13 protein-coding genes are annotated in these 22169 nt (G+C 74.2%); 3 read left to right on the forward strand and 10 right to left on the reverse strand.

Annotation, left to right across the window (positions count from 1 at the left end; all coding sequences use genetic code 11):
* The first annotated feature begins 51 nt into the window (after positions 1 to 51).
* Together OG357_RS09240 and OG357_RS09245 are read left to right on the forward strand one after the other, a co-directional pair.
* Positions 52 to 1674 (forward strand): AMP-binding protein, encoded by a 1623-nt coding sequence (locus OG357_RS09240; protein ID WP_329620703.1) that lies wholly within the window; start codon positions 52 to 54, stop codon positions 1672 to 1674.
* Between the two features lie 42 nt (positions 1675 to 1716).
* On the forward strand, positions 1717 to 2607 hold the full coding sequence (locus OG357_RS09245; protein WP_329620704.1) for a PaaX family transcriptional regulator: 891 nt from the start codon (positions 1717 to 1719) through the stop codon (positions 2605 to 2607).
* Here the strand turns inward: OG357_RS09245 and OG357_RS09250 are convergent.
* The 3 genes from OG357_RS09250 to OG357_RS09260 all read right to left on the reverse strand — a co-directional run bounded on the left by OG357_RS09250 (position 2604) and on the right by OG357_RS09260 (position 6309).
* Entirely contained in the window at positions 2604 to 3092 is a 489-nt protein-coding gene (locus OG357_RS09250; RefSeq protein WP_329620705.1) for an anthrone oxygenase family protein, read from the reverse strand. The two genes, OG357_RS09245 and OG357_RS09250, sit on opposite strands and share 4 nt — an antisense overlap.
* 83 nt (positions 3093 to 3175) lie before the next feature.
* Positions 3176 to 5479, reverse strand: coding sequence for a bifunctional salicylyl-CoA 5-hydroxylase/oxidoreductase (locus OG357_RS09255; RefSeq protein ID WP_443066800.1), 2304 nt, complete (start codon positions 5477 to 5479; stop codon positions 3176 to 3178).
* Positions 5480 to 5481: 2 nt separating this feature from the next.
* Positions 5482 to 6309 carry an enoyl-CoA hydratase family protein gene (locus OG357_RS09260; RefSeq protein ID WP_329620707.1) on the reverse strand — a complete coding sequence of 276 codons (828 nt, stop codon included), beginning with the start codon at positions 6307 to 6309 and terminating at the stop codon, positions 5482 to 5484.
* Between the two features lie 252 nt (positions 6310 to 6561).
* Between OG357_RS09260 and OG357_RS09265 the strand changes: the two genes are divergently transcribed.
* Positions 6562 to 7098, forward strand: coding sequence for an ATP-binding protein (locus OG357_RS09265; protein WP_329620708.1), 537 nt, complete (start codon positions 6562 to 6564; stop codon positions 7096 to 7098).
* A 40-nt stretch (positions 7099 to 7138) separates the two neighbouring features.
* Here the strand turns inward: OG357_RS09265 and OG357_RS09270 are convergent, their stop codons facing one another.
* From OG357_RS09270 to OG357_RS09300, 7 genes are all read right to left on the reverse strand, one after another.
* Positions 7139 to 8596, reverse strand: a complete 1458-nt coding sequence (locus OG357_RS09270; protein ID WP_443066648.1) for an amino acid permease — start codon at positions 8594 to 8596, stop codon at positions 7139 to 7141.
* A 98-nt stretch (positions 8597 to 8694) separates the two neighbouring features.
* Positions 8695 to 9717: an ornithine carbamoyltransferase gene (gene argF / locus OG357_RS09275; RefSeq protein ID WP_329620710.1), complete on the reverse strand. Its 1023-nt coding sequence runs from the start codon at positions 9715 to 9717 to the stop codon at positions 8695 to 8697.
* Between the two features lie 129 nt (positions 9718 to 9846).
* On the reverse strand, positions 9847 to 11079 hold the full coding sequence (locus OG357_RS09280; RefSeq protein ID WP_329620711.1) for an arginine deiminase: 1233 nt from the start codon (positions 11077 to 11079) through the stop codon (positions 9847 to 9849).
* A 108-nt stretch (positions 11080 to 11187) separates the two neighbouring features.
* On the reverse strand, positions 11188 to 13713 hold the full coding sequence (locus tag OG357_RS09285) for a hypothetical protein (protein ID WP_329620712.1): 2526 nt from the start codon (positions 13711 to 13713) through the stop codon (positions 11188 to 11190).
* Complete coding sequence (locus OG357_RS09290) at positions 13710 to 16019, reverse strand: hypothetical protein (protein ID WP_329620713.1); 2310 nt, start codon at positions 16017 to 16019, stop codon at positions 13710 to 13712. Before OG357_RS09290 ends, OG357_RS09285 begins: the two co-directional genes overlap by 4 nt.
* Positions 16016 to 18655, reverse strand: coding sequence for a hypothetical protein (locus OG357_RS09295; RefSeq protein ID WP_329620714.1), 2640 nt, complete (start codon positions 18653 to 18655; stop codon positions 16016 to 16018). Before OG357_RS09295 ends, OG357_RS09290 begins: the two co-directional genes overlap by 4 nt.
* Positions 18652 to 22161: a tubulin-like doman-containing protein gene (locus OG357_RS09300; RefSeq protein ID WP_329620715.1), complete on the reverse strand. Its 3510-nt coding sequence runs from the start codon at positions 22159 to 22161 to the stop codon at positions 18652 to 18654. The genes OG357_RS09295 and OG357_RS09300 overlap by 4 nt, the downstream gene beginning before the upstream one ends.
* Positions 22162 to 22169 lie beyond the last annotated feature (8 nt).

Raw genomic sequence — 22169 nt, forward strand, 5'->3', positions numbered from 1 at the left:
GATACGCTCGTACGGCGTTGAGCGACCCCACCACGACAGGGGGACGGACTCATGGAGCTGACACCCTCGGCCCACCTCGACACCTTCGCCCGCGACCGGCTGCCGCCGCCGGAGCGGTGGCCACGACTCCTCTTCGAGCTGCCGGAGCTGGCCTACCCCGACCGGCTCAACTGCGGGGCGGAACTCCTCGACCGTACGGTGGAACGATTCGGCACGGACCGGCCCGCCTTCCACGACGGCCAGGGCCGGGTCTGGAACTACGGCGAGCTCCGCGACCGCGTCGACCGCATCGCCCACGTCCTCACCTCCGACCTGCGGGTCCTGCCCGGCAACCGGGTGCTCCTGCGCGGCCCCACCACCCCCTGGCTCGCCGCCTGCTGGCTCGCCGTGATGAAGGCCGGCGGCGTCGCCGTCACCGTCCTGGCCCAACAGCGCGCCCCCGAACTGGCCGTGATGGCCGAAGCGGCCCACTGCACCCACGCGCTCTGCGACGCCCACTCCCTCGACGAGCTCCTCGCCGCCCGGATCCCGGGCCTCCGCGTCACCCCCTTCGGCGGGGACGGCCCGGACGACCTCCTCGCCCTCGCCGCCGGCCGCCCCGGCCGGTACGAGGCGGTCGCGACCGCCGCCGACGACGTGGCGCTCATCGCCTTCACCTCCGGCACCACCGGGCAGCCGAAGGGCTGCGTCCACTTCCACCGGGACGTCCTCGCCGTCGCCGACACCTTCTCCGCGCACGTCCTGCGCCCGCTGCCCGACGACGTCTTCGCCGGTTCGCCGCCGCTCGCCTTCACCTTCGGCCTCGGCGGGCTCGTCGTCTTCCCCCTGCGGGCCGGGGCGAGCGCGGTCCTGCTCGAACAGGCCGGCCCCCGACAGCTGCTCACGGCCATCGAGCGGCACCGGATCTCGGTGCTCTTCACCGCCCCGACCGCCTACCGCGTCATGCTCGACGAGCTGGCCGGCGACGCCGCCCCCGACATCAGCACGCTGCGGCGGTGCGTCTCCGCCGGCGAGAACCTCCCCGAGGCGACCTGGAAGGCCTGGTACGGCCGCACGGGTCTGCGCCTGATCAACGGCATCGGCGCGACCGAGCTCCTGCACATCTTCATCTCGGCCGCCGACGGCGACATCCGCCCCGGCACCACGGGCCGCCCGGTGCCCGGCTGGCAGGCCAGGGTCGTGGACCGGGAGGGCCGGGAGGTCCCGGACGGCGAGGAGGGGCTCCTCGCCGTGCGTGGCCCGGTGGGCTGCCGCTATCTCGCCGACCCGCGTCAGGCCGAGTACGTACGGGACGGCTGGAACGTCACGGGCGACACGTACGTCCGCCGGCCCGACGGCTGGTTCCGCTACGTCTCACGGGCCGACGACATGATCATCTCGGCCGGGTACAACATCGCCGGGCCCCAGGTCGAGGAGGCGCTCCTCGACCACCCCGACGTCGTCGAGACGGCTGTCGTGGGCCGCCCCGACGAGCTGCGCGGCCAGGTCGTCGTCGCGTACACGGTCGTACGGGACGGGGTGCCGCGCGACTCCGGCACCGCCGCCGCGCTGCGGGCCTTCGTCCGCGCCCGCCTCGCCCCGTACAAGTCACCCCGCAGGATCGTCTTCCTCGACGCGCTGCCGCGCACCGCGACGGGCAAGCTCCAGCGCTTCCGGCTGCGCGACCCGGCCTGATCCGGCGCCGGGCCTGTCCGACGCACCCCCTAAAGTGATCACGTGGCCGAGCAGCACACTCCCCGATCCCTGATCGTCTCCCTCTACGGCGCGTACGGCCGTGGGCCCGACGAGTCCCCCATGCCGGTGGCCGCGCTGATCCGGCTGCTCGGGAGGCTCGGCGTGGACGCGCCCTCGGTGCGGTCCTCGGTGTCGCGGCTGAAGCGGCGCGGGCTGCTGCTGCCGCGCCGGACGGCGGACGGGGCCGCCGGGTACGCCCTGTCGGAGGACGCCCGACGGCTCCTCGACGACGGCGACCGCCGGATCTACACCCGTACGGAGCCGAAGCTGTCCGACGGCTGGGTCCTGGCCGTCTTCTCGGTCCCCGAGGCCGAGCGGCACAAGCGGCACCTGCTGCGCTCCCGGCTGGCCCGGCTGGGCTTCGGCACGGCGGCGCCGGGTGTCTGGATCGCGCCCGCCCGGCTGTACGAGGAGACCCGGAACGCCCTGGAGCGTCTGGAGCTCTCGACGTACGTGGACCTCTTCCGGGGTGAGCACCTGGGGTACGCGGCGACGGCCGAGGCGGTGGCCCGCTGGTGGGACCTGCCGGCGATCGCGCGGCTGCACGAGGAGTTCCTGGCGGTGCACGAGCCGGTCCTGCGGGCCTGGCGGTCGGCGCCGGGCGGCCCGGAGGACGCCTACCGGGCGTACCTGCTCGTCCTGGACTCCTGGCGCCGTCTGCCGTACGCGGACCCGGTCCTGCCGGCGGAGCTGCTGCCCGACGACTGGCCGGGCCGGCGCTCGGCGGAGGTCTTCACGGCCCTGCACGGGCTGCTGTGGGACCGGGGCGCGGAGTTCGTGCGCCCGTACGTCGCCGGGAGCGGGGACGGCAACGGGAACGGGGACGGGGACGGGGGGAACGGGGACGGCAACGGGAGCGGGAGCGGGGACTAGGCGTCCGTCCGGGCCCGTACCGCGAGGGCCCGGAGCAGGCAGGCGAAGCCCGCGGCCGTGACGATCGCGCGGACCAGGTTCCACGCCACCCAGGGGTCCTCGAAGGCGGCCCGGGCCGCGGCCGGGTCGCGGGTGGCCGCGAGGGCGTCGTTGAGGGGCACGTTCGCCGCCGAGGTGACCAGGAAGACCACCACGGAGAGGACGAGGGCCGCGAGCGTCCAGGTCCGCGCCGGGGTCGCGCGGTGCTGCCAGGCGGCCACGCCCGCGAGGATCGTCGCCCCGAAGAACGGGGTGAAGAAGACGGGGTTCTGGATCACGTCGTTGATGTTCCGCATCACCTCGACGTAGACCCGGTCGTCGCTCAGCGCCAGCGCCGGCATGACCGAGCAGACGTACGCGAACCACACCCCCGCGAGGAGTCCGGTCGCCGCCGTCGCCGCGCCGAGGACGGCCCCGGCACCTTTCCCACCCGTGGTCTGTGTCATGTCCCCATTCAAGTGGGGGCGCGGGGTGGAGACCATGGTTCCGCGTCGCACCCGCATACGCGCGCGTCCACGCGGTCTCGGTCTCACTGGTCGCGGCGGCCCGTCGGGGGTGGACGGCTGCCCGCGCGGTACGGGGCCGGCCAGGGTGCGGCCGGGCCCTCGTAGCCCTGCTCGGCCGCCGCGTGGAGGGTCCAGTGCGGGTCGTAGAGGTGGGGACGGGCGAGGGCGCAGAGGTCCGCCCGGCCCGCCAGGAGCAGGGAGTTGACGTCGTCCCAGGAGGAGATCGCGCCGACGGCGATGACGGGGACCCCGACCGTGTTGCGGATCCGGTCGGCGTACGGGGTCTGGTACGAGCGGCCGTACTCGGGGCGTTCGTCGGGGACGACCTGGCCGGTGGAGACGTCGATGGCGTCGGCGCCGCGGTCGGCGAAGGCGCGGGCGACCGCGAGGGCGTCCTCGGGGCTCGTGCCGCCCTCGGCCCAGTCGGTCGCCGAGACGCGCACGGTCATGGGGCGGTCCTCGGGCCACACCTCCCGTACGGCGTCGAAGACTTCGAGCGGGAAGCGCAGCCGGGCTTCGAGGGCGCCGCCGTAGGCGTCGGTGCGGAGGTTGGTGAGCGGGGAGAGGAAGCCGGAGAGCAAGTACCCGTGGGCGGCGTGGAGTTCGAGCAGGTCGAAGCCGCTGCGGGCGGCGCGGTGGGCGGCGGCCGCGAACTCCTCGCGCACGGCGGCGAGTCCGGCGCGGTCGAGGGCGCTCGGGGTCTGGTTGACGCCCGACCGGTACGGCAGGGGCGAGGCGGCGACGAGTGGCCAGTTCCCCTCGGGAAGGGGCTGGTCGATGCCCTCCCACATGCGCCGGGTGGAGCCCTTGCGGCCGGAGTGGCCGAGCTGGACGCCGATCGCCGTGCCGGGTGCCTGGGTGTGGACGAAGGCGGTGATCCGGGCCCAGGCGTCGGCCTGTTCGTCGGTCCACAGGCCGGTGCACCCGGGCGTGATGCGGCCCTCGGGGCTCACGCACACCATCTCGGTCATGACGAGTCCGGCGCCGCCGAGCGCCCTGGCGCCCAGGTGGACGAGGTGGAAGTCGCCGGGGACGCCGTCCTCGGCGACGTACATGTCCATGGGCGAGACGACGACACGGTTCCGGAGGGTCAGTCCGCGCAGCCGGAAGGGGGTGAACATGGGCGGCGTCCCGGGCGGGCAGCCGAAGTCGCGTTCGACGGCGGCGGTGAAGGCCGGGTCGCGCAGCCGCAGGTTGGCGTGGGTGACGCGGCGGCTGCGGGTGAGGAGGTCGAAGGCGAAGCGGCGGGGCGGCCGGTCGACGTGGCCGGCGAGCTCCTCGAACCAGCGGAGGCTGGCGGCTGCCGCGCGCTGGGTGGAGGCGACGACCGGGCGGCGTTCGGCCTCGTAGGTGGTCAACGCCTCGGCGAGGGTGGAGTGTTCGCCGAGCTGCCGGGCGAGGGCGAGGGCGTCCTCGACGGCCAGTTTGGTGCCGGAGCCGATGGAGAAGTGCGCGGTGTGGGCGGCGTCGCCGATGAGGACGGTGTTGCCGTGCGACCAGCGCTCGTTGACGACGGTACGGAACGCGGTCCAGGTGGAGCGGTGGGAGCGCAGCTCCCGGCCGCCGAGCGCCTCGGCGAAGATCTTGGCGCAGCGTGCGGTGGACTCGGCCTCGTCGAGTTCGTGGAACCCGGCGGCCCGCCAGACCTCCTCGCGCATCTCGACGATGACGGTGGAGGAGCCGGCGGAGAAGGGGTAGGCGTGCAGCTGCATCACGCCGTGCTCGGTCTCGGCGATCTCGAAACGGAAGGCGTCGAAGGGGAAGTCCGCGGCGAGCCAGATGTAGCGGCAGCGGTGGGTGGTGATCGTGGGGCGGAAGTGGTCGGCGTGGGCCTCGCGGGTGCGGCTGTGGACGCCGTCGGCGGCGACGACGAGGTCGTGGCCGGCGGCGAGCTCGGCGGCGGGCGGGGCCTCGGTACGGAAGCGGAGTCGTACGCCGAGCTCGGCGCAGCGGGCGTGGAGGAGCTCCAGGAGGCGGCGGCGGCCGAGGGCGGCGAAGCCGTGGCCGGTGGAGGTCGTGCGGTGGCCCCGGTGGACGACGTCGATGTCGTCCCAGCGGACGAGCTCGCGGCGGAGCGCCTCGTACACGGCGGGGTCGGCGTCCCGGATGCCGCCGAGGGTCTCGTCGGAGAGGACGACGCCGAAGCCGAAGGTGTCGGAGGGCGCGTTCCGCTCCCAGACGGTGACCTCGCGGGCGGGGTCGAGCCGTTTGAGGAGGGCGGCGGCGTAGAGGCCGCCGGGGCCGCCCCCGATGACGGCGATCCGCGCGGGACGCCCGTCGGCCCGGGGAGCGGCCGGCGTCGGGGCGGCCGGCGTCGGGGCGGCCATGGCTAGCGGCCTTGCCATTTCGGGGGCCGCTTCTCCGTGAAGGCCGCGTGGAACTCGGCGTAGTCCTCTCCGTGCATCAGGAGGGCCTGGGTCGCCGCGTCCAGCTCGATCGAGGCGGCGAGCGGCATGTCCAGCTCGGCGGTGAGCAGGGCCTTCGTCTGGGCGAGGGCGAGTGCGGGGCCGTCCGCCAGGCGGCGGGCGAGGGCGGCTGCGCGGGTGTCGGCGGCGCCCTCCTCGGTCAGCTCGCTCAGCAGGCCGATGCGCTCGGCCTCGGCGGCCTGGACCGGTTCGCCCAGCATGAGGAGCCGGGTGGCGTGGCCGAGCCCGACGACCCGGGGCAGCAGGTAGGCCGCGCCCATGTCCCCGCCGGAGAGGCCGACCCGGGTGAAGAGGAAGGCGAAGCGGGTGGTGGGGTCGGCGACCCGGAAGTCGGCGGCGAGGGCGAGGACGGCCCCGGCGCCCGCGGCGACGCCATGGAGCGCGGCGACGACCGGGAAGGGGCACTCGCGGATGGCCCGGACGACCTGGCCGGTCATCCGGTTGAAGTCGAGGAGCCGTGCGGTGTCGAGGGAGAGCGTGGCGCCGATGATCTCGTCGACGTCGCCGCCCGAGCAGAAGCCGCGGCCCTCGCCGCCGAGGACGAGGGCGCGGACGGCCCGCTCGCGGGAGAGCTCGGCGAGCAGGTCGCGCAGGTCGGCGTAGGCGCCGAAGGTGAGGGCGTTGAGCTTCGCGGGGCGCGCGAGGGTCACGGTGGCGACGCCCTCGTCGATGTCCAGGCGCAGGTGCCGCCAGCGTTCGGTGCGGGTCGCGGAGCCGGTAAAGGGGCTCATCCGGAACGGCCTCCTTCCTCCACTCGGAGGGTATCACCGTACTGTGACCGTCGTCACGAGCACGCGATAAAGGGGGTGTGATCGCGGACCTCACAAGGTCCCGGGAGAGAGATGACCGAAGTCCCTACCGGGCGGGGAGGGGTGCCCTGGGAACGGGATTTTGCGCCTCGTAAGGTTGAAACCAGGACGTCTCGGGATGCCCCCACCCCACTCGCCCACCTGCCGCCCTCGGTGAAGGGAGCCCTGCCAGCCATGCCCGAAGCCACCGGACCCGCCGGCCCTGCCGGCGCAACCGGACCCCCCGGACCTGCCGGCACCCCCGGACCTGCCGGCACCACCGGACCCGCCGCCTCCTGGCGTATCCGGCTGCCCCACACGACCGCCGCCGTACCGATCGCCCGCGCCCTGATCCGTACCGCGCTCAACGACATCGACCCCGGCGCGGCCGCCCTCCCCGACGGGGACACGGCGGAGCTGCTCACCGCCGAGCTCGTCGCCAACGCCGTCGAGCACACCGCCGGCCGGGGCCCGATCGAGCTGGTCGTCGAGCTGCTCGCCGCGCCCGGCGGCTGTCAGATCGAGGTCCACGACTCCGAGCCCGCCCGCCCTGGCGAGCTCGTCTGCCCCGACCCCGACGTCGGGGTCGACCCGTGGCAGGAGCACGGCCGCGGCCTCCTCCTGATCCGCGCGCTCAGCAGCGACTGCGGCCACCGCGCGACCGCGGGCGGCAAGGCGGTCTGGTTCACGCTCCCCGGAATTCCGGCCCAGCGCCGCCGTCAGGAACCCTGAGGGCGGGGGTCGGCCACGGCGCCTGAGCGGGCGAGGCCGGTCACGAGTCCTGAGAGGCGGGGTCCGTCGTCGTACCGAGCCGCGAGTGACGGCGCCCGTAGAGCGCGTACACGAGCGTCCCGACGACCAGGAAGACCGCGAACTGCACCCAGGTCGTCCAGCCCGTGCCCCAGATCAGATAGAGGCAGAAGCCGATGCCGAGCACCGGGCTCAGCGGGTAGAGCGGCACCCGGAAGGAACGCCGCAGTGCCGGGTCGCGGCGGCGCAGCACGATCACCGCGAGATTGACGACCGCCATGACGGCGAGCGTGCCGATCGTGGTCAGGTTGACGACGACGTCGAGCGAGGCGAAGGCGGCCGGGACGGCGAAGACGCCGGCGACGATCCAGGTGTTCGCCACCGGGGTCGCGGACTTCGGCGACACCCGCTCGAAGACCCGGGGCACCAGACCGTCGCGGGACATCGACATCAGGATGCGGGTCTGCCCGTACATCACCGCGAGGACGACGGACGCGATGGCGACGACCGCGCCGAAGGCGACGATCCCGCCACCGACCGAGGAGCCGGTGACCTCGTCGACGACGAGCGAGAGCGCGGCGGGCTGGTCGGCCACGGCGTCGGCGCCGAGGGCCCCGATCGCGGCGAGCGCGACGGAGCAGTAGAGCAGGGTGACCAGCCCGATGCAGATGAGGATCGCGATCGGGATGTTCCGGCGCGGGTTCTTCACCTCCTCGCCGGCCGTGGTGATCGCGTCGAAGCCGATGTACGAGAAGAAGGCCACCGAGGCGCCCGCGGTGATGCCGCCGGCGCCGTTCGTGAACGGCGAGAGGTTGCCGTCCTCGAACGCGGAGAAGCCGATCACGCAGAAGACGACCAGGATGCCGATCTTGAGGATGGCCATGGCGGCGGTCGCCCGGGCGCTCTCCCTGACACCCCGTACGAGGAGGGTGGCGGCGAGCAGGATGACGACGACCGCGGGCAGGTTGACCACGCCGCCGTCCGCGGGCCCCGCGGCGAGCGCGGCGGGCAGCTGCCATCCGATCAGGCTGTCGAGCAGCTCGTTGAGGTACTGACTCCAGCCGACCGCGACCGCCGAGACGGAGACGCCGTACTCCAGGAGCAGGCACCAGCCGACGAGGAAGGCGGTCCGCTCGCCGAGGCTCGCGTAGGCGAAGGAGTACGAGGAGCCGGAGACCGGGATCGCGCCGCCCAGCTCCGCGAAGGAGAAGGCGGTGAAGACGCAGGTGATCCCGGCGAGCACGAAGGAGATCACGACCGCGGGGCCGGCCTCCGCGACGCTGTCGGAGAGTCCGACGAAGATGCCGGTGCCGACGATCGCACCGACACCGAAGCACACGAGCTGGAAGAGACCCATGGTGCGCTTGAGGCCGTGACCTTCGAGGTCGGCGCCGGACTCGGCGATGAGCTGTTGCGGGGACTTGATCCGCGAGGACATGCGGGGGGTCTCATCTCTGGTGGTGCGTGGTGCGTGGTGCATGGTGCGCGCGTGAGGGGGGTCCGGGCATGTATGCCCGAACCCCCCTGAAGGATGCGATCGTAGCCGCACCACGCATATTCACCCAATCGGGCGTAAAGCTATGCCTGCGGCTCCCCTGCGGGACCGGCCATGGTGGCGACCAGGACCGCCTTGATCGTGTGCATCCGGTTCTCGGCCTCGTCGAAGACGACGGAGTGCGCCGACTCGAAGACCTCGTCGGAGACCTCCAGCTCGGTCAGACCGTGCCGGGCGTGGAGGTCGCGGCCGACGGCCGTGCCCAGGTCGTGGAAGGCCGGCAGACAGTGCAGGAACTTGACGTCCGCGTTCCCGGTGGCCCGCAGCACGTCCATCGTCACGGAGTACGGGGAGAGGGCGGCGATCCGCTCGTCCCAGACCTCCTTGGGCTCGCCCATCGACACCCAGACGTCGGTGGCCACGAAGTCGGCGCCCCGGACCCCGTCCGCCACGGACTCGGTGAGCGTGATCGTGGCGCCGCTCGTCTCGGCGAGCTCGCGGGCGATGGCGACGACCGCCTCGGCCGGCCAGTACGCCTCCGGGGCCACGATCCGGACATCCATGCCGAGCAGGGCTCCGGTGACCAGGTAGGAGTTGCCCATGTTGAAGCGGGCGTCCCCGAGGTAGGCGAAGGCGATCCCGTCGAGCGGCTTGTCGGTGTGCTCGGTCATGGTGAGCACGTCGGCGAGCATCTGGGTGGGGTGCCAGTCGTCGGTGAGGCCATTGAAGACGGGGACCCCCGCGAAGGCGGCGAGCTCCTCGACGGCGGCCTGGCTGTCGCCGCGGTACTCGATACCGTCGAACATCCGGCCGAGGACGCGGGCGGTGTCCTTGACCGACTCCTTGTGGCCCATCTGCGACGCCGCGGGGTCCAGGTAGGTGGTGGAGGCGCCCTGGTCCGCGGCAGCGACCTCGAAGGCGCAGCGGGTGCGCGTGGAGGTCTTCTCGAAGATGAGGGCGATGTTCCTGCCGCGCAGCCGCTGGACCTCGGCACCGGCCTTCTTCGCGGCCTTGAGCTCGGCGGAGAGCGCGACCAGGCCGCGGAACTCCTCGGCGGTGAAGTCCAGCTCCTTGAGGAAGTGGCGGCCGATGAGGTCTGTGGCCATGGGACGCGCTCCTGGGGGTACGGGTCGAGGGGACGGCGGTCGCGGACCCTGGAAGTCTATACGAACATCAGCATTTATATACAGCCCCCTCGTCCGGTGCCGGCTGCCCGCTGTCGGCCCCCGGCCCTCTCAGGTCGCGTCGCGCTCCACCGGGCAGCTCATACAGCGCGGGCCGCCCCTCCCCCGGCCCAGCTCGCTCCCCGGGATCTCGATCACCTCGATGCCCATCTTGCGCAAGTGCGTGTTCGTGGTGACGTTCCGCTCGTACGCCACGACCACCCCCGGCTCCACGGCGAGGACGTTGCACCCGTCGTCCCACTGCTCTCGCTCGGCCGCGTGCACGTCCTGCGTCGCCGTCAGGACGCGGACGTCCTGGAGCCCCAGGGCCGCCGCGATGGCGCTGTGCATCTGCTCCGGCGGATGGTCGGTCACCCGCAGGGACTGCCCCGCGTCGCCGGGTTCGATCGTGTACGAGCGCAGCATGCCGAGCCCCGCGTACTGCGTGAACGTGTCCTGGTCGACCATCGTCATCACCGTGTCCAGGTGCATGAACGCACGCCGCTTCGGCATGTCGAGCGCCACGATCGTGCGCGCCGAACCGGCCGCGAACAGGCCCCGGGCCAGCATCTCCACCGCCTGCGGCGTGGTGCGCTCGCTCATCCCGATGAGCACGGCGCCGTTGCCGATGACCAGGACGTCCCCGCCCTCGATCGTCGACGGGTAGTCGCGCTGCCCCTCCGACCAGTGGTGGAAGGCGCCCGCCTCCGGGCCGGCGAAGAGCGGGTGGTGCCCGTAGATCGCCTCGAAGTGCACGGTCTCGCGCTGCCGGGCCGGCCAGCGCATCGCGTTGATCGAGACGCCGTCGTAGATCCAGGCCGAGGTGTCCCGGGTGAAGATGTGGTTCGGCAGCGGACCGAGGACGAAGTCGTCCAGGTCGAGCGCGTGGAACCGCACCGACGTCGGCTCCCGGTGCGCCGCCAGGAACTCCCGCTTCGTCATGCCGCCGACGAGCGCCTCGCCGAGCGCCCCCGCGTCCAGCGAGTCGAACGCGGCGCGCAGGTGGTCGGCGGCCAGCGGCCCGTACTCCTTCTCGTCGAAGACCCGGTCCAGGACCAGCGCGCGGGCGGCGGGCACCTCCAGGGACTCCCGCAGGAGGTCGCCGAAGAGATGCACCTCGACCCCGCGGTCGCGCAGCACGTCGGCGAAGCCGTCGTGCTCCTGGCGTGCCCTGCGCACCCAGAGCACGTCGTCGAAGAGGAGCGCGTCCTTGTTGGACGGCGTGAGCCTCTTCAGCTCCAGATCGGGGCGGTGGAGGATGACGCGGCGCAGCCGCCCGGTCTCGGAATCGACATGGAATCCCATGGGCCCATCCTGACGGAGCCGGGCGGCCGGGGCCCGTCTTTCGGGCCTACGGTCCCGGGGTTCCGGTAGCCGGTTCCGGTGGTGGGTTCCTGTGGTGGGCCTGTGGCATCACCTCATGACGGCGGCGACGAGGATCGCGGCGACGAGGAGGCCGAGCACGAGGGCGGTACGGCTCAGGAAGCGCCGGGTGTAATTGTCGGCGGGGTCGTCGTCCGGCGGTGGATACGCGACGGCGCGGGGCGCGCCCGAGTGGGGCGGCGTGCCGGGCGGCGGGGCCTGGCGGGTGGGCGTGACCCGGCCGGGCGGCATGGCACGGCCGGGCGGCGGGCCATGACCGGGAGGCGGGGTGCGCCGGACCCCGTACGCCTCCTTGAGGAGCGTGAGCCAGACCGCGTCGGGCAGGCCGGGGCGGTCGCCGTCGACGATCTGCCAGAAGGCCTCGCGGGCCGACGGCACGGGGCTCGTCCGGAGCCGGGCGAGCAGGGCCGCGACCGTGCCGACCGGGGCGTCGCCCCCGCCGAGGAGGGGCCGGACGGCCCAGCGGTGCAGCTCGGCGGCGTTGGACGCGCGCTGTTCCTCCGGCGGCTCGGAGGTGTCGTACTCGGCGCCGGGCGGCGCGGCCGCCCAGAGCTCCCGGTCGAGGACCACCTCGCACAGCTCGCGGCGCGCCGGATGCTCCCAGGACGGCAGGCGCCGGGCGATCTCCTGGAGGAGCAGGGTGACGACCACGTACATCTGGGGGCGCCGCAGCGCGTCGAGCAGCTCGCGGCTGCCCGCGCGCTCGACGAAGCCGCGGGCCTCGTCCACGTCGCGCGCGGTCGGCAGCCGGTGGACGAGCCCGGTCTCGGCCTCCCGCTCCCGGCCCCACGGCTTCCTCGCCCACGCCCGCCGGCCGCCGTTGGCCGGACCCTCCCACTGGGCGCCGACGAACGGCAGGACGGGGCGGGGGTACGGGTCGTGCGTCAGGTCCGGGGCGGGGCGGGCCCGGACGGGTGCGGGGGTGGGACCCGGGTCGGCGTCGGTGTCGGAGGCGTCAGCGATGCCGTCGGGATCGGGGACGGAGTCGGCCCGGCGCGGTGGGGCCTCCTTGACCCAGGGGTCGGCACCACCGGGGGCCTCCCCGTGGGACGTGTCCGTGTACGGCTCCGCCGGGTACGGGGACGGGTCCTGGAGGGGACGACCGGGAAGCGGCGGGTCCTGCCGGCCGCCGCCCCAGGGCTCCGGGGAGGACGGGGGGCGCCCCGCGTCGGGGGAGACGGGGGGCCACGCCTTATCCGGGGTGGCCGGTGCCCTCCCCGTGGCCGGGGAGTCGAAAGGCCACTCGTCGTCCCGGGAGTTCGGGGAGCTCGGGGTGCTCGGGGTGTTCGGGGTCTTCGAAGGGCGCCGCGCGTCCGGGAGAGCCGACGGGCGGTCGACGTCAGGGGAGGCCGGCTCGCGTCCGGCGTCCCGGGGAGGGACCGAGGAGCGCCGCGGATCCCGCGACGCGCCCGGGTACCCCGTTTCCGGCGCGGCCGGGTATCGCGGGTCCACCGCGGCCGTGCTCTCCGGCTCCGGTGCCGTCCGGTGTCTCGGGTCCCGCCCGCCTGTGTCCCCCGGCTCCGGTGCGGCCCCGTAGCCCCGGTTCGGCGCAGCCTCGTACCCCGGCTCCGGCGCCGCCTCGTACCGCGGCTTCGGTGGTGTCCCGTACCGCGGGCCCCCCGTGGGCGGGCGGCGCGGTTCGCGGGGTGGGGCGCCGCGGCGGGCGTGGCTGTCGAGGATGTCCAGGGCGCGGGCCGCCGTGTCGACGAGGGCCCGGCGGGCGGACGCCGCCTCGTGGAGGGCGCTGCCGACCGCGTACTCGCGGCCTTCGCCCTCCTCGACGCCCCGCAGGTGGTGCCGGACGAGGCGGGCCGCGATCTCCTCCGCCCGGTCGCCGCACCGCTCCCGCGGGTCGACGCGGCGGCGGCCCGTGTTGGGGCTCGACGCTCCCGACCAGCGGCCGACGAACACGAAGCGCAGCGCGGGCAGTTCGACGGTGTCGTGGCTGGCGAAGGTCCACCCGCGGCCGATGAGCTCGCCGAACATGCTGTGCAGCCCCCACAGCACGGGTCCTGCGGTGTCGCCCCGTTCGTCGAGGACCGTGAACCGGCCGTCGGGGTGCCGCAGCAACTCCGCCAGCGCACCGGTGAGTTCCTGCCTCACGTACGGCAGCGTCTCGTCGAGCTCGCCCTGCCCCCGGCCCGTCGCCGGTACGAGGTCCTCCTCCCGCACCACCGGGAGCCGTCCGCGCACCTCGGCGGCGTTCAGTGCGGCTGCGCCCTCCCAGTCCCAGGCGTGGAGCCCGAGGCAGAAGGCGGGGTCGAGGAGGGCGGGTGAGCCGACGAGCGCGTGGCAGAGCACGGACGTCCCGCCGTCGGCGTCCGTGAACGGGGTGCGCCGGATCAGCATCACTCCCGGGCGGCCCTCCAGCCGGATCAGGGCCGGCCGGGTCTCCTCCCCACCGGCCCGCAGCATGGGTCCGGAGATCCGGAAGAGGGCCTCCGTCTCGTCCCGGGGCCCGGACCAGGCCACCGGGCCGAAGCCGGTGCTGCCCGAGGCGTTCTCGCTGTCCCAGCGGAAGACGATCTGGTCGACCTCGTTCTCCGACCGTGTCATCGGACGATTCCCTCCGTAGGCTCCGCCCCGGGCAGCAGCCCGCACATGGCGAACAGGGACAGCAGGGGCGCCAGGACCCGGCGCGGCCGGACCCCGTGCGGGAAGCGGTCGCCGCGCGCCTGCCCGCCGGTCGCGGCGACGAAGTGCAGGGAGCAGTTCGCGCAGTCGTCGAAGGGCTTGAGCCAGGCGGCGCTGGCGTGGTGGGCGAGGAAGGCGTACGCGTCCCGGCTCTCGTCCCGCGCCTCCGCGTGGTCGAAGCGGCCGGGCAGGGCGCGGCCGAGCCACCGGTCGACCGACGGTTCGAAGCGCACGAGGTCGCTCTTGTTGACGGCGAGCGCTGCCGGCGCCGCGACGAGGCCGCCGCGCTGCCGCGGGATGCGGTCGAGCACGGTGGCGAAGGCCTCGTCGCCGAGGTCGCGGCGGCGTATCCCGCTCTGATCCCGTACGGGGTCGAGAGAGCCGAGCCGGAGCGCGCGCAGAGGGTCCAGGACGAAGACGAACGCGTCGACGCCCATGAGGAACCGGGCCACGTCCCCGTCCTGCGCGAGGTCCTCGCCCGCGAGGTCGAAGAAGACGACGGGCCGGGGCGTCCCGCCGCCCGCGGAGACGAGCAGGCCGTCGGCGAAGCGGGCGAAGGTCTGCTGTCCGGTACGGCCCAACTGCCGTCCCTGCTGGAGGTTCTGCACGCGTTCACGCAGATAGGTGCGGTGCGCCTCGGGATTGAGCGGACGGCTCCGCAGGCCGTACGGAGCGAGGCCGCCGAGTTCGATCTCGCCGAGCATCGCGGCGAGGAGATGGGTCTTGCCGACGGAGGAGCTGCCGACGAGGGCGACGGAGAGCGGCTCGCCGTTGGTGAGGTAGGGCACGGGGAGTTCGTGCTCCTCGTCGCCCTCCACGGTGTGCGGGCACAGGTGGTAGGCCTTGCGCAGGGCGTCGGCGACGTGGCCGGGGCGCCGTTCGCCCGCGAGGTCGAGCGGGATCCGGTTGCCCTTGGCGTCGATGGTGACGAGCAGGCGTTCGTCGTACTCGACGGGCAGCAGGCAGTGCGGGCACATCCGGCTCCGCGAGGGCGGGGCCGGCGGCGGTTCGAGCGGCGACGCGGCGGCGGGGCGGGCGGGGCCGCCCTCCCCGCCGCCGAGGATCCGGTCGAACAGCGTGGTGCGCGAAGAGCGGGTGTCCCGGACGGAATCCGGCCCGGGGCCGGCGTGCGGCTCCGCTCCCGACAGCGCGCCTCCCTCGAACACGGCGCGCTTTCTGGCGAGTCGGTGGTCGTACTCGGCGCGCCACCGGGCGAGCGGGTCGGCGGTTCCGACGGCGGTGGCGAGCGGATCGGGCACGTTCAGAAGCCGCATGAGCTCGACGGGACGCGGCCGGTCGGCCACCCTCGGGGAGAAGAGACCGCTCTGGGCCAGGGCCGCGAGACGGCGGTAGTCGGCGAGGTCCCCGGGCGGGCCCTCGCCCCGCGGGGGACGCCCGGAGAGGAGGTAGTAGCCGAGCTGGGCGACGGACCACAGGTCGTCGCGCGGGTCGGCCGGGCCGAGCCCTTCGCGTTGCTCGGGCGACGCCCAGGGCGCGCCGCCGAACGGCTCGCGCGCCTCGCCCGCGCGCAGCGCGGCGAACGGCTCGCAGAGCCGTACGTGGGTCCCGTCCCACCGTACGGTGTCGGGCGTGACGGCCCGGTGCACGAGCTCGACCTGCTCCAGAAGCCGTACGGCAAAGGCGAGTTGAGCGATGATCCGCTCCTGCTCCTCGGAGCCGAGGCGGCCCGCCCATTCGGCGAGCGGCCGGCCGCGGGGCGGCCGGTACAGCACGAAGGGCTCGGGCGCGGTCAGGTCGAAACCGACGACCCTGGCGAAGACGGACCCGAACTTCTCGGCCCCGTAACTCCGTTCGAGGGCGACGGCGGCCGCCACCTCGCGCTCAAGGAGCCCGTACGCATCGGGGTCGGCCTGCGCGGAGGCGGCCAGCCGGAACTGCAGGACCGGCCATCCGGCCCCCAGCGTGGCCCGGCGCGCGAGGACGCCGGGCCTGCCGGGCGGCCTGCGGTCGTCGCCGTACCGGACGGTGAAGCGGACCGGCTCCTCGCGGTGCGTGAGGAACTCCAGTTCCTCGTAGTACGGGTGCGGGGGGCTCATGGGCTCGCTCAGGTGGTCGGGGTGATGGGGATCGATCGGGTGGTTCAGCGGGTTCTGCGCGACGTTGTCCGGACGACCGGGATCGTCCGCGTGGTCCTGGTGGTCCTGGTGGCTCGGTTCGTGCGGTTCGTTCGGGTTGTTCGGGTGGTTCAGGCGGTTCGGGTCTGTCACGGTTCTCCCGCCTCCTCGGCGCGGACGGTGTGCACGACGTCCGCGCGCAGCGGTACGAGGCGGAGGATGCCGGCGTGCCGGCCCGCACCCGTCCACACCACGCCCTCGGCGGTGCCCCGCCAGATGTCGTCCCCCGCCGCGCCGCGCCCCATCGCCTCGGGCACGAAGCGGACCTGCCGGGCGGCGAGCGGGTCGTGGGAGAGCAGCCGCAGGTGCTCGGGGCCGCAGAGCGCGACCGTGCCTCCGGGGCCGTCCTCGGCCAGCAGCAGCCGGGCCACCGCGTCCGGGGCGACACCGGTGAGGCGGGCCGCGTCGGGCCGTTCGGAACGGTCGGTGAAGACGGCGAGCGAGGTGAGCGCGCCGAGGTCGCGGAGGCCGTCGTACGGGGGCGGGGGCGAGGCCGCCGCATCGCGCTCCAGACGGATCCGGGTCTCGTCCAGGAGCTCCGTCAGCCGCTGCCCCTGCGCCCCGTGCTCCGTACCGCCGGGGTCCCTCTCGATGCCCGCCCAGCACGCGTCGAGGAGGAGGACGGTGCCGGCGACGAGATCGCCGACGAGCGTGTCGACGAGTGCGGGCCCCCCGTCCCCGTACCGCCGCTCCAGCCACGCCGGGGCGGGCCCGGGCTGCGGGGACGGGTGCGGGGACGGCGGCGCCTGGGACGGCGGAGGTGAGGCCGGTGCGTAGGAGGAGGCGGTCGTCGGTCTCCGTACCGGCGGCTCCTCGTCCATGTCCGTCCAGCCGTCGTCCTCCCCGCCGTCGCCCCAGTCGTCCCAACTCCACGCAGCCGTAGTGGTGTCGGTGCCGGCGGACGGGCTCGGAGCGTGGCTCGGGCTCGGACCCGGCGCGGGTTCCGACGGTTCGTCCGCCCAGGACGCCCAGTCCGACGACGTGTCCGGCCCCCACTCCGACGACCGATCCGACGGCCTCTCCGACGACCTTTCCGACGACCTTTCCGGCGTCCGCCCCATGCCGTACGCGTCGGCGGTCTCCGCGAGACCGCGCAGCAGCCGGGCCACGGCACCGGCCCCGGCCGAGCAGTGGTGTCGCACCTCGGCGAAGAGCCAGTCGTGCACGGCGGTCGTCACGACCAGGGCGTGGATCTCCCGCATGATCCGGCCCGCGTCCTCCGGGTCCGCCCGCGCCCACCAGTCGTCCACGGCCCGGTTCCAGTCGCGGAGCGCGAGCAGGACCACGGCCACGACGGACACCGCGACCGCCACGGCCCCCGCCCGGACCGGCAGGGCCAGGAACTGGCCGAGGCCCGCCCCGGCGAGGCCGCCGATGACACCGCCGACGAGCCGGGGCGCCGCGCCCGTGGCACCGCCGCCGTCGATCCGCCCGTCCGGCGATCGGTTGGGCCTGCGCCGCAGCATCAGCCAGGCGAGTACGGCGGCGAGGCCCCCGACGGCCGGGCCGAGGAACCAGCCGAGGACCGGCCACACCCCGGCGAGCAGCGCGAGGAGGCCGGTCAGGGCGAAGGCGGCGGGCCGTGACCCGCCGGCCGTGAAGGGATACCGGCCCCCAAGCCGCCGCAGCCGCTCCGGACCGCAGATCGCGTCGAGCCGCGCGAGCCGGGAGGCGCTGCCCGCCGGGGCGGTGCGCGCGGAGAGCGCGGAGAGCCGGGCCGCGACGGAACGCAGCGGCAGGCCACGGCCGATCAGGGCGTACGTGTGGTCCCGCAGCGCCGGGACGATCCCGGCCCGTGTGATCTCCCGTGGCAGCTCGGGGAGTTCGACTCCCCGCTCGCGGAGGAGCCCGCGGTGCTCCGCGGTGAGCCGGGTGCCGCCCGCGGCTCCGAACGCGTCCGCGACGGCGGTACGGAGCCGGGTCAGCTCCTCCGTGAGCCGCTCGATGTCCCCCGGCAGGTCGACGGCACGGCCCGCCCCGGTGAGGAGCCCCGCCGCGCCCCGCACCCGGTCGTAGCCGTCGACGGCGTCGTCGAGGGCCTCCTGGCAGGCGGCGAGCCGGGCCCCCGCCCGGCCGCCGGCGGGGAGCCAGTCGTGCCCGGAGAGGGAGCGCGGCACGCCCTCGCCGAGGAGCAGCGCGAGCGCGCCCGGCACCCCTTCCGGGGAGGCCGCCCCGGCCGGGACCTCGGGGCCCGTCAGCCCCTCGACGGCCTGTCGCCAGGACCGCGCGCGGGCCTCGTCGGTGAGGTCGTGCTCCAGGATCCGCACGGCCGGCACGGCCACGCCGTGCACCACCTCCCCGAGCGAGCCGAGGACGGCGTCGAAGACCTCCGGGGTGGCCAGCACCTCGACGAGCGGGCGCAGGACGGCGTCGCCGGAGGCTCCCTGCCCGGCGGTCGCGTCGTCGCCCGCCGTGTCGAGGAGCCACAGGACTCCGGCGGCGGGAGGGCGCAGCGTGAGGGTGCGGCGCAGCGTCCGGTCGCCGCGCGCGCCGACGGCGAGGCAGACGATCTGGGCGGGGCCGTAGGAGGAGAGGCGTTCGTAGAGGAGCTGGTGGCCGACGAGCCCGGCGGCCTCGTCGACGACGAGGAACCGCCGCTCGCCGCCGGGCTGCGGAACGTCCAGCGCCGCACGGACGGCGTCGCCGGGGTCGTCCGGCCCGCCCGCCCGCAGGTCGAGGCAGACGGCGTGGCCCGGCAGGGGACGCTCGAGGAGGACGCGGTGGTTCACTGGTGCTCCTCGTCGTGGTCCCAGGGGTACCCGTCGGGCTCGAACTCGGGCTCGGGCTCCTGCTCCCAGTCCCCCTCGTACAGGGAGCTCCGGGCGACACCGGACCCCTGGGCGTCACCGGATCTGCGGGAGTCACCGGATCCGCGGGGCTCGTCGTACGGACGGAACTCACCTTGCCGTCCCGTTCCCGGGCGGGGCGCCTGCCCGGACCCGGACCCGGACCCGTAGTTCTCCCGAGGATCAGGACCGGGCGGCCGCCCCTGACCGTGTCCCGAGCCTTGGCCCTGCCCCCGCGCCTGCCCCTGCCCTTGCTCCTGGCCCTGCGCCTGCGCCTGCGCCTGCCCCGGAGTCCCCCGCCCCCGACCCGACCGCCCCGGCCCGTGGCGGTCGAAGAGGACGCGCAGGGTGGAGCGGGTCGCGCGGGCCGCGGGCGGGAAGCGCATGTCGAGGGCGCCCGGGTAGGTGACCTCCCAGAACTGCCGCAGCGGGGTGAGCCATTCGACGTCCGTGTCGCCGTACTCGCGGTACTCGGCCTCCAGCCGGTCGAGCAGCACGAGCTGGCGCGGGGCGACCTCCTCCACGAAGTGGGTGAAGAGCGGCGACGGCGGCTGCGGCACCTGCGCGAGGCCCTTGGGCAGCGTCTTCATGAGCCGCTCGCAGAACACCTCGATGATCTGGCCCTCGTCGAGCAGGGCCCAGCGCTCGTACGCGCGCAGCATCCCCGCCCAGCTGGAGAGCGAGCCGTCGAAGGCCTCCAGGCGCAGCGACATCGTCGCGCCCTCGCCTTCCTGGAGCCGGATCCGGACGAGGTCGGGCGAGTCGGCCGGGCCTTCGGTGGCGATGTTGCCGTTCCACATCGCGCAGAGCAGCCGGTGCATGATCCGCTGCCGGTCCTGCTCGGTGGCGACGAGCCAGTCGTCCTGGTAGCCGAGCCGCTGCCGCCAGTGCAGGAAGTCGTCCTCGCCGGCCGAGTCCCGGGCCTCGGACCAGAGGCTGAGGACGTTGCGGACCTCGGAGATGTCGGTGAGGTTCATGCCGCTGCGGAAGAGGACGACGGTGAGTGATTCGGTGTCGCCGGCCCGGTACTCCTGGTCGGCCTTCGCGGGCAGGTTGAGGGCCTGCCGGAGGAAGCCGGCGGCGCGGCCGTCGGACTCGCTGGCCGGGTGCACGATGAGGATCTTCATCGGGCCGCTGCCGTCGGGGACGAAGCCGACGGGGAGCAGTCCGGCGAGCCGGGCGCGGAACTGTTCGAGCCAGCGCGGGTCGATCTTCGCCTCGGCCGCCTCGTCGCCCGCGGCGGCCCGCAGCAGCAGCTCCATCGAGGGCAGCAGAGGGCGGGCGAACTGGGCCTCGTTGGCCTCGCCGAAGAGCTTCTTCACCCGCCGTTCCAGGACCTGCTTGATCTCCTTGACCGGCGCTCCCGGCGCGCGGCGGACCGCGTCGAGGGCGTTGCGCCAGTCCTCGGGCCGGACCAGCCGGTCGAGGAGTGTCGCCGCGTCGGTGGCCTCGGGCAGGCCCTCGCTCTGGGCGAGGCGGTCGAAGACCTCGTCGTAGAAGGCGCGCAGGGTGTTCTGCGGCGGCAGGAGGTAGGCGATGCCCGCGCGGTCGTCGCGGTAGAGCTCGCGGCGGCGTTCGCCGAAGCCCCGTGCCTCGTCCTGCTCATGGGCGCGGAGTGCCTTGGTGAGTTCGCTCAGCTCGTTGACGATCCTGGCCAGGGACGGCCGCCACTGGTTCTCGCCCGCCTGCCAGCCGCGGTGCCAGAGGCCTCGGGCCCGCCACTGGTACCAGGCCTGCTGCGCGGCGAGCGCGTCCTGGACGTCGGGGTCGTTCCACCGGGCCGGTACGAGTCCGCCGACGCTCCCCGTGATGCGGGGGATCGGAGGGGCGGCGGCCTGGACGTGGGCGGGCCGTTCGGGCTCGTTGCGCCGGTTGTCGAGCATCCCGGTGAAGCCCACCCTGGCGACCCTGTCGGGGTGGCCGGGCAGGCCGGACAGGACGGCTTCGAGCTGGAACGGGCCGATGAGACCGAGGAGTTCGCGGGCGCCGGAGCCCGGCTTGAAGTCCTCGGTGAGACGCGGTATCTCACGGGTGAGGTTGGCGTCGAGGCGGCGCAGGGCGTCCTCCATGTCCCCGAGCCTGTGCTGCAGTTCCTGGGCGATGTCCTTGCGCCCCCTGGGGAGTTGCTCGGGTCCGGGGACGACCGGTGCCTCGCGGTTCCAGAGCCGGCCGATGCCGGCCCGGACGAAGAGGTCGCGGACGCGCTCCGATCCGTCCCGGGCGGGCCGCCGGGCCCGCTCCTCCATGCCGCGCACGGCCTGGGCGAGGAGCCGGGCGGCGACGATCTCGGCGAGGTCGTCGACGGGGACGGTGAGGGAGGCGGCCAGGCTGGTCGACATGCCCCGGTAGCCGATGCCGGAGCGGGCCGGCGTCGAACGCTCCACGGCCTTGTTGACGAACCGCTCGGCGAAGGACTGGTAGTCGTCGTCGGCGTGGGTCACCGAGCCGTTGGAATCGCTGAGTTCGGTGCCGATCAGCGACATCACCATGGCGGCGATGGAGCGGCGCAGGTCCTCGGTGCCGATGACGGACGGCTTGGAGAAGAGGAAGGCGGTCTGCATGGTCGCGGGGCGCAGGGCGACGACCCCGTCCCGTGGGTACGTGACGCTGAGCCGGCCGCGCTGCTCGACGTCGCCGACGGAGTCGACGGCGTCGGGCATGTTCTGATCGTCGACGAGCCGCGAGAGGTCCACGAGGGCGCGGGCGGCGTTGAGTTCGGCCTCGCGTCCGCCGCCCGCCTCGGGCGGGAAGGCCGACGGCATCACGACCAGCGGATAGATCTTCACCCCGGGCACCTTGGCGTTGCGGAACTCGTGCCCGATGAGATGGATGAAGTCGTAGAAGATGCCGGCGCCGGTGCCGCCCGCGACCGAGAAGGCGACGAAGACGTCACAGCCCCGGATCCTGCCGCCGCCGACCCGCTGGAGGTCGCCGGCCGCCTGGCCGATGGCCCCGATCGCCTCGCGGAGCTGGCGCAGGACGGGTTCGAGCCCGGACCGCAGCGTCGCGAAGAGGGCGGAGCGCCCGACGGTCGGCAGCTGCCCCGCACCGCTGCTGAGGGGGGCGACGCGCGGCTGCCGGATCCGGGGCGGCAGCCAGAGCCTGGTCTCCCCGGGGACGGAGACCCGCAGCATCTGCGTGACCTCGGGCGAGGAGTCGAAGTCGGTGGGCAGCAGGTCCCGGACGATCCGGGAGGTACGGGCGAAGGCGGCACCCTCGGCGCCCTTGGCCTTGAACTGCGGCGCCTTCAGCAGCTCCGCCTCGCTGAAGTCGGCGTAGACGAACTGGAGGCAGTCCGGCAGCTGGAAGGGCATCCGCCGGCCGCCGTCGACGAGAGCGGTGCCGTCGGGACCGCAGAGCTCCCGGCGGAGGCTGCGCTCGAGCTCGGTGCCGATGCGTCCGCCGGTGCCGCCGAGCCCGACGAAGAGCATGGGCTGGTAGATCTTCATGTCGTCTC

The organism is Streptomyces sp. NBC_01255 (assembly GCF_036226445.1).
Taxonomy (GTDB): domain Bacteria; phylum Actinomycetota; class Actinomycetes; order Streptomycetales; family Streptomycetaceae; genus Streptomyces.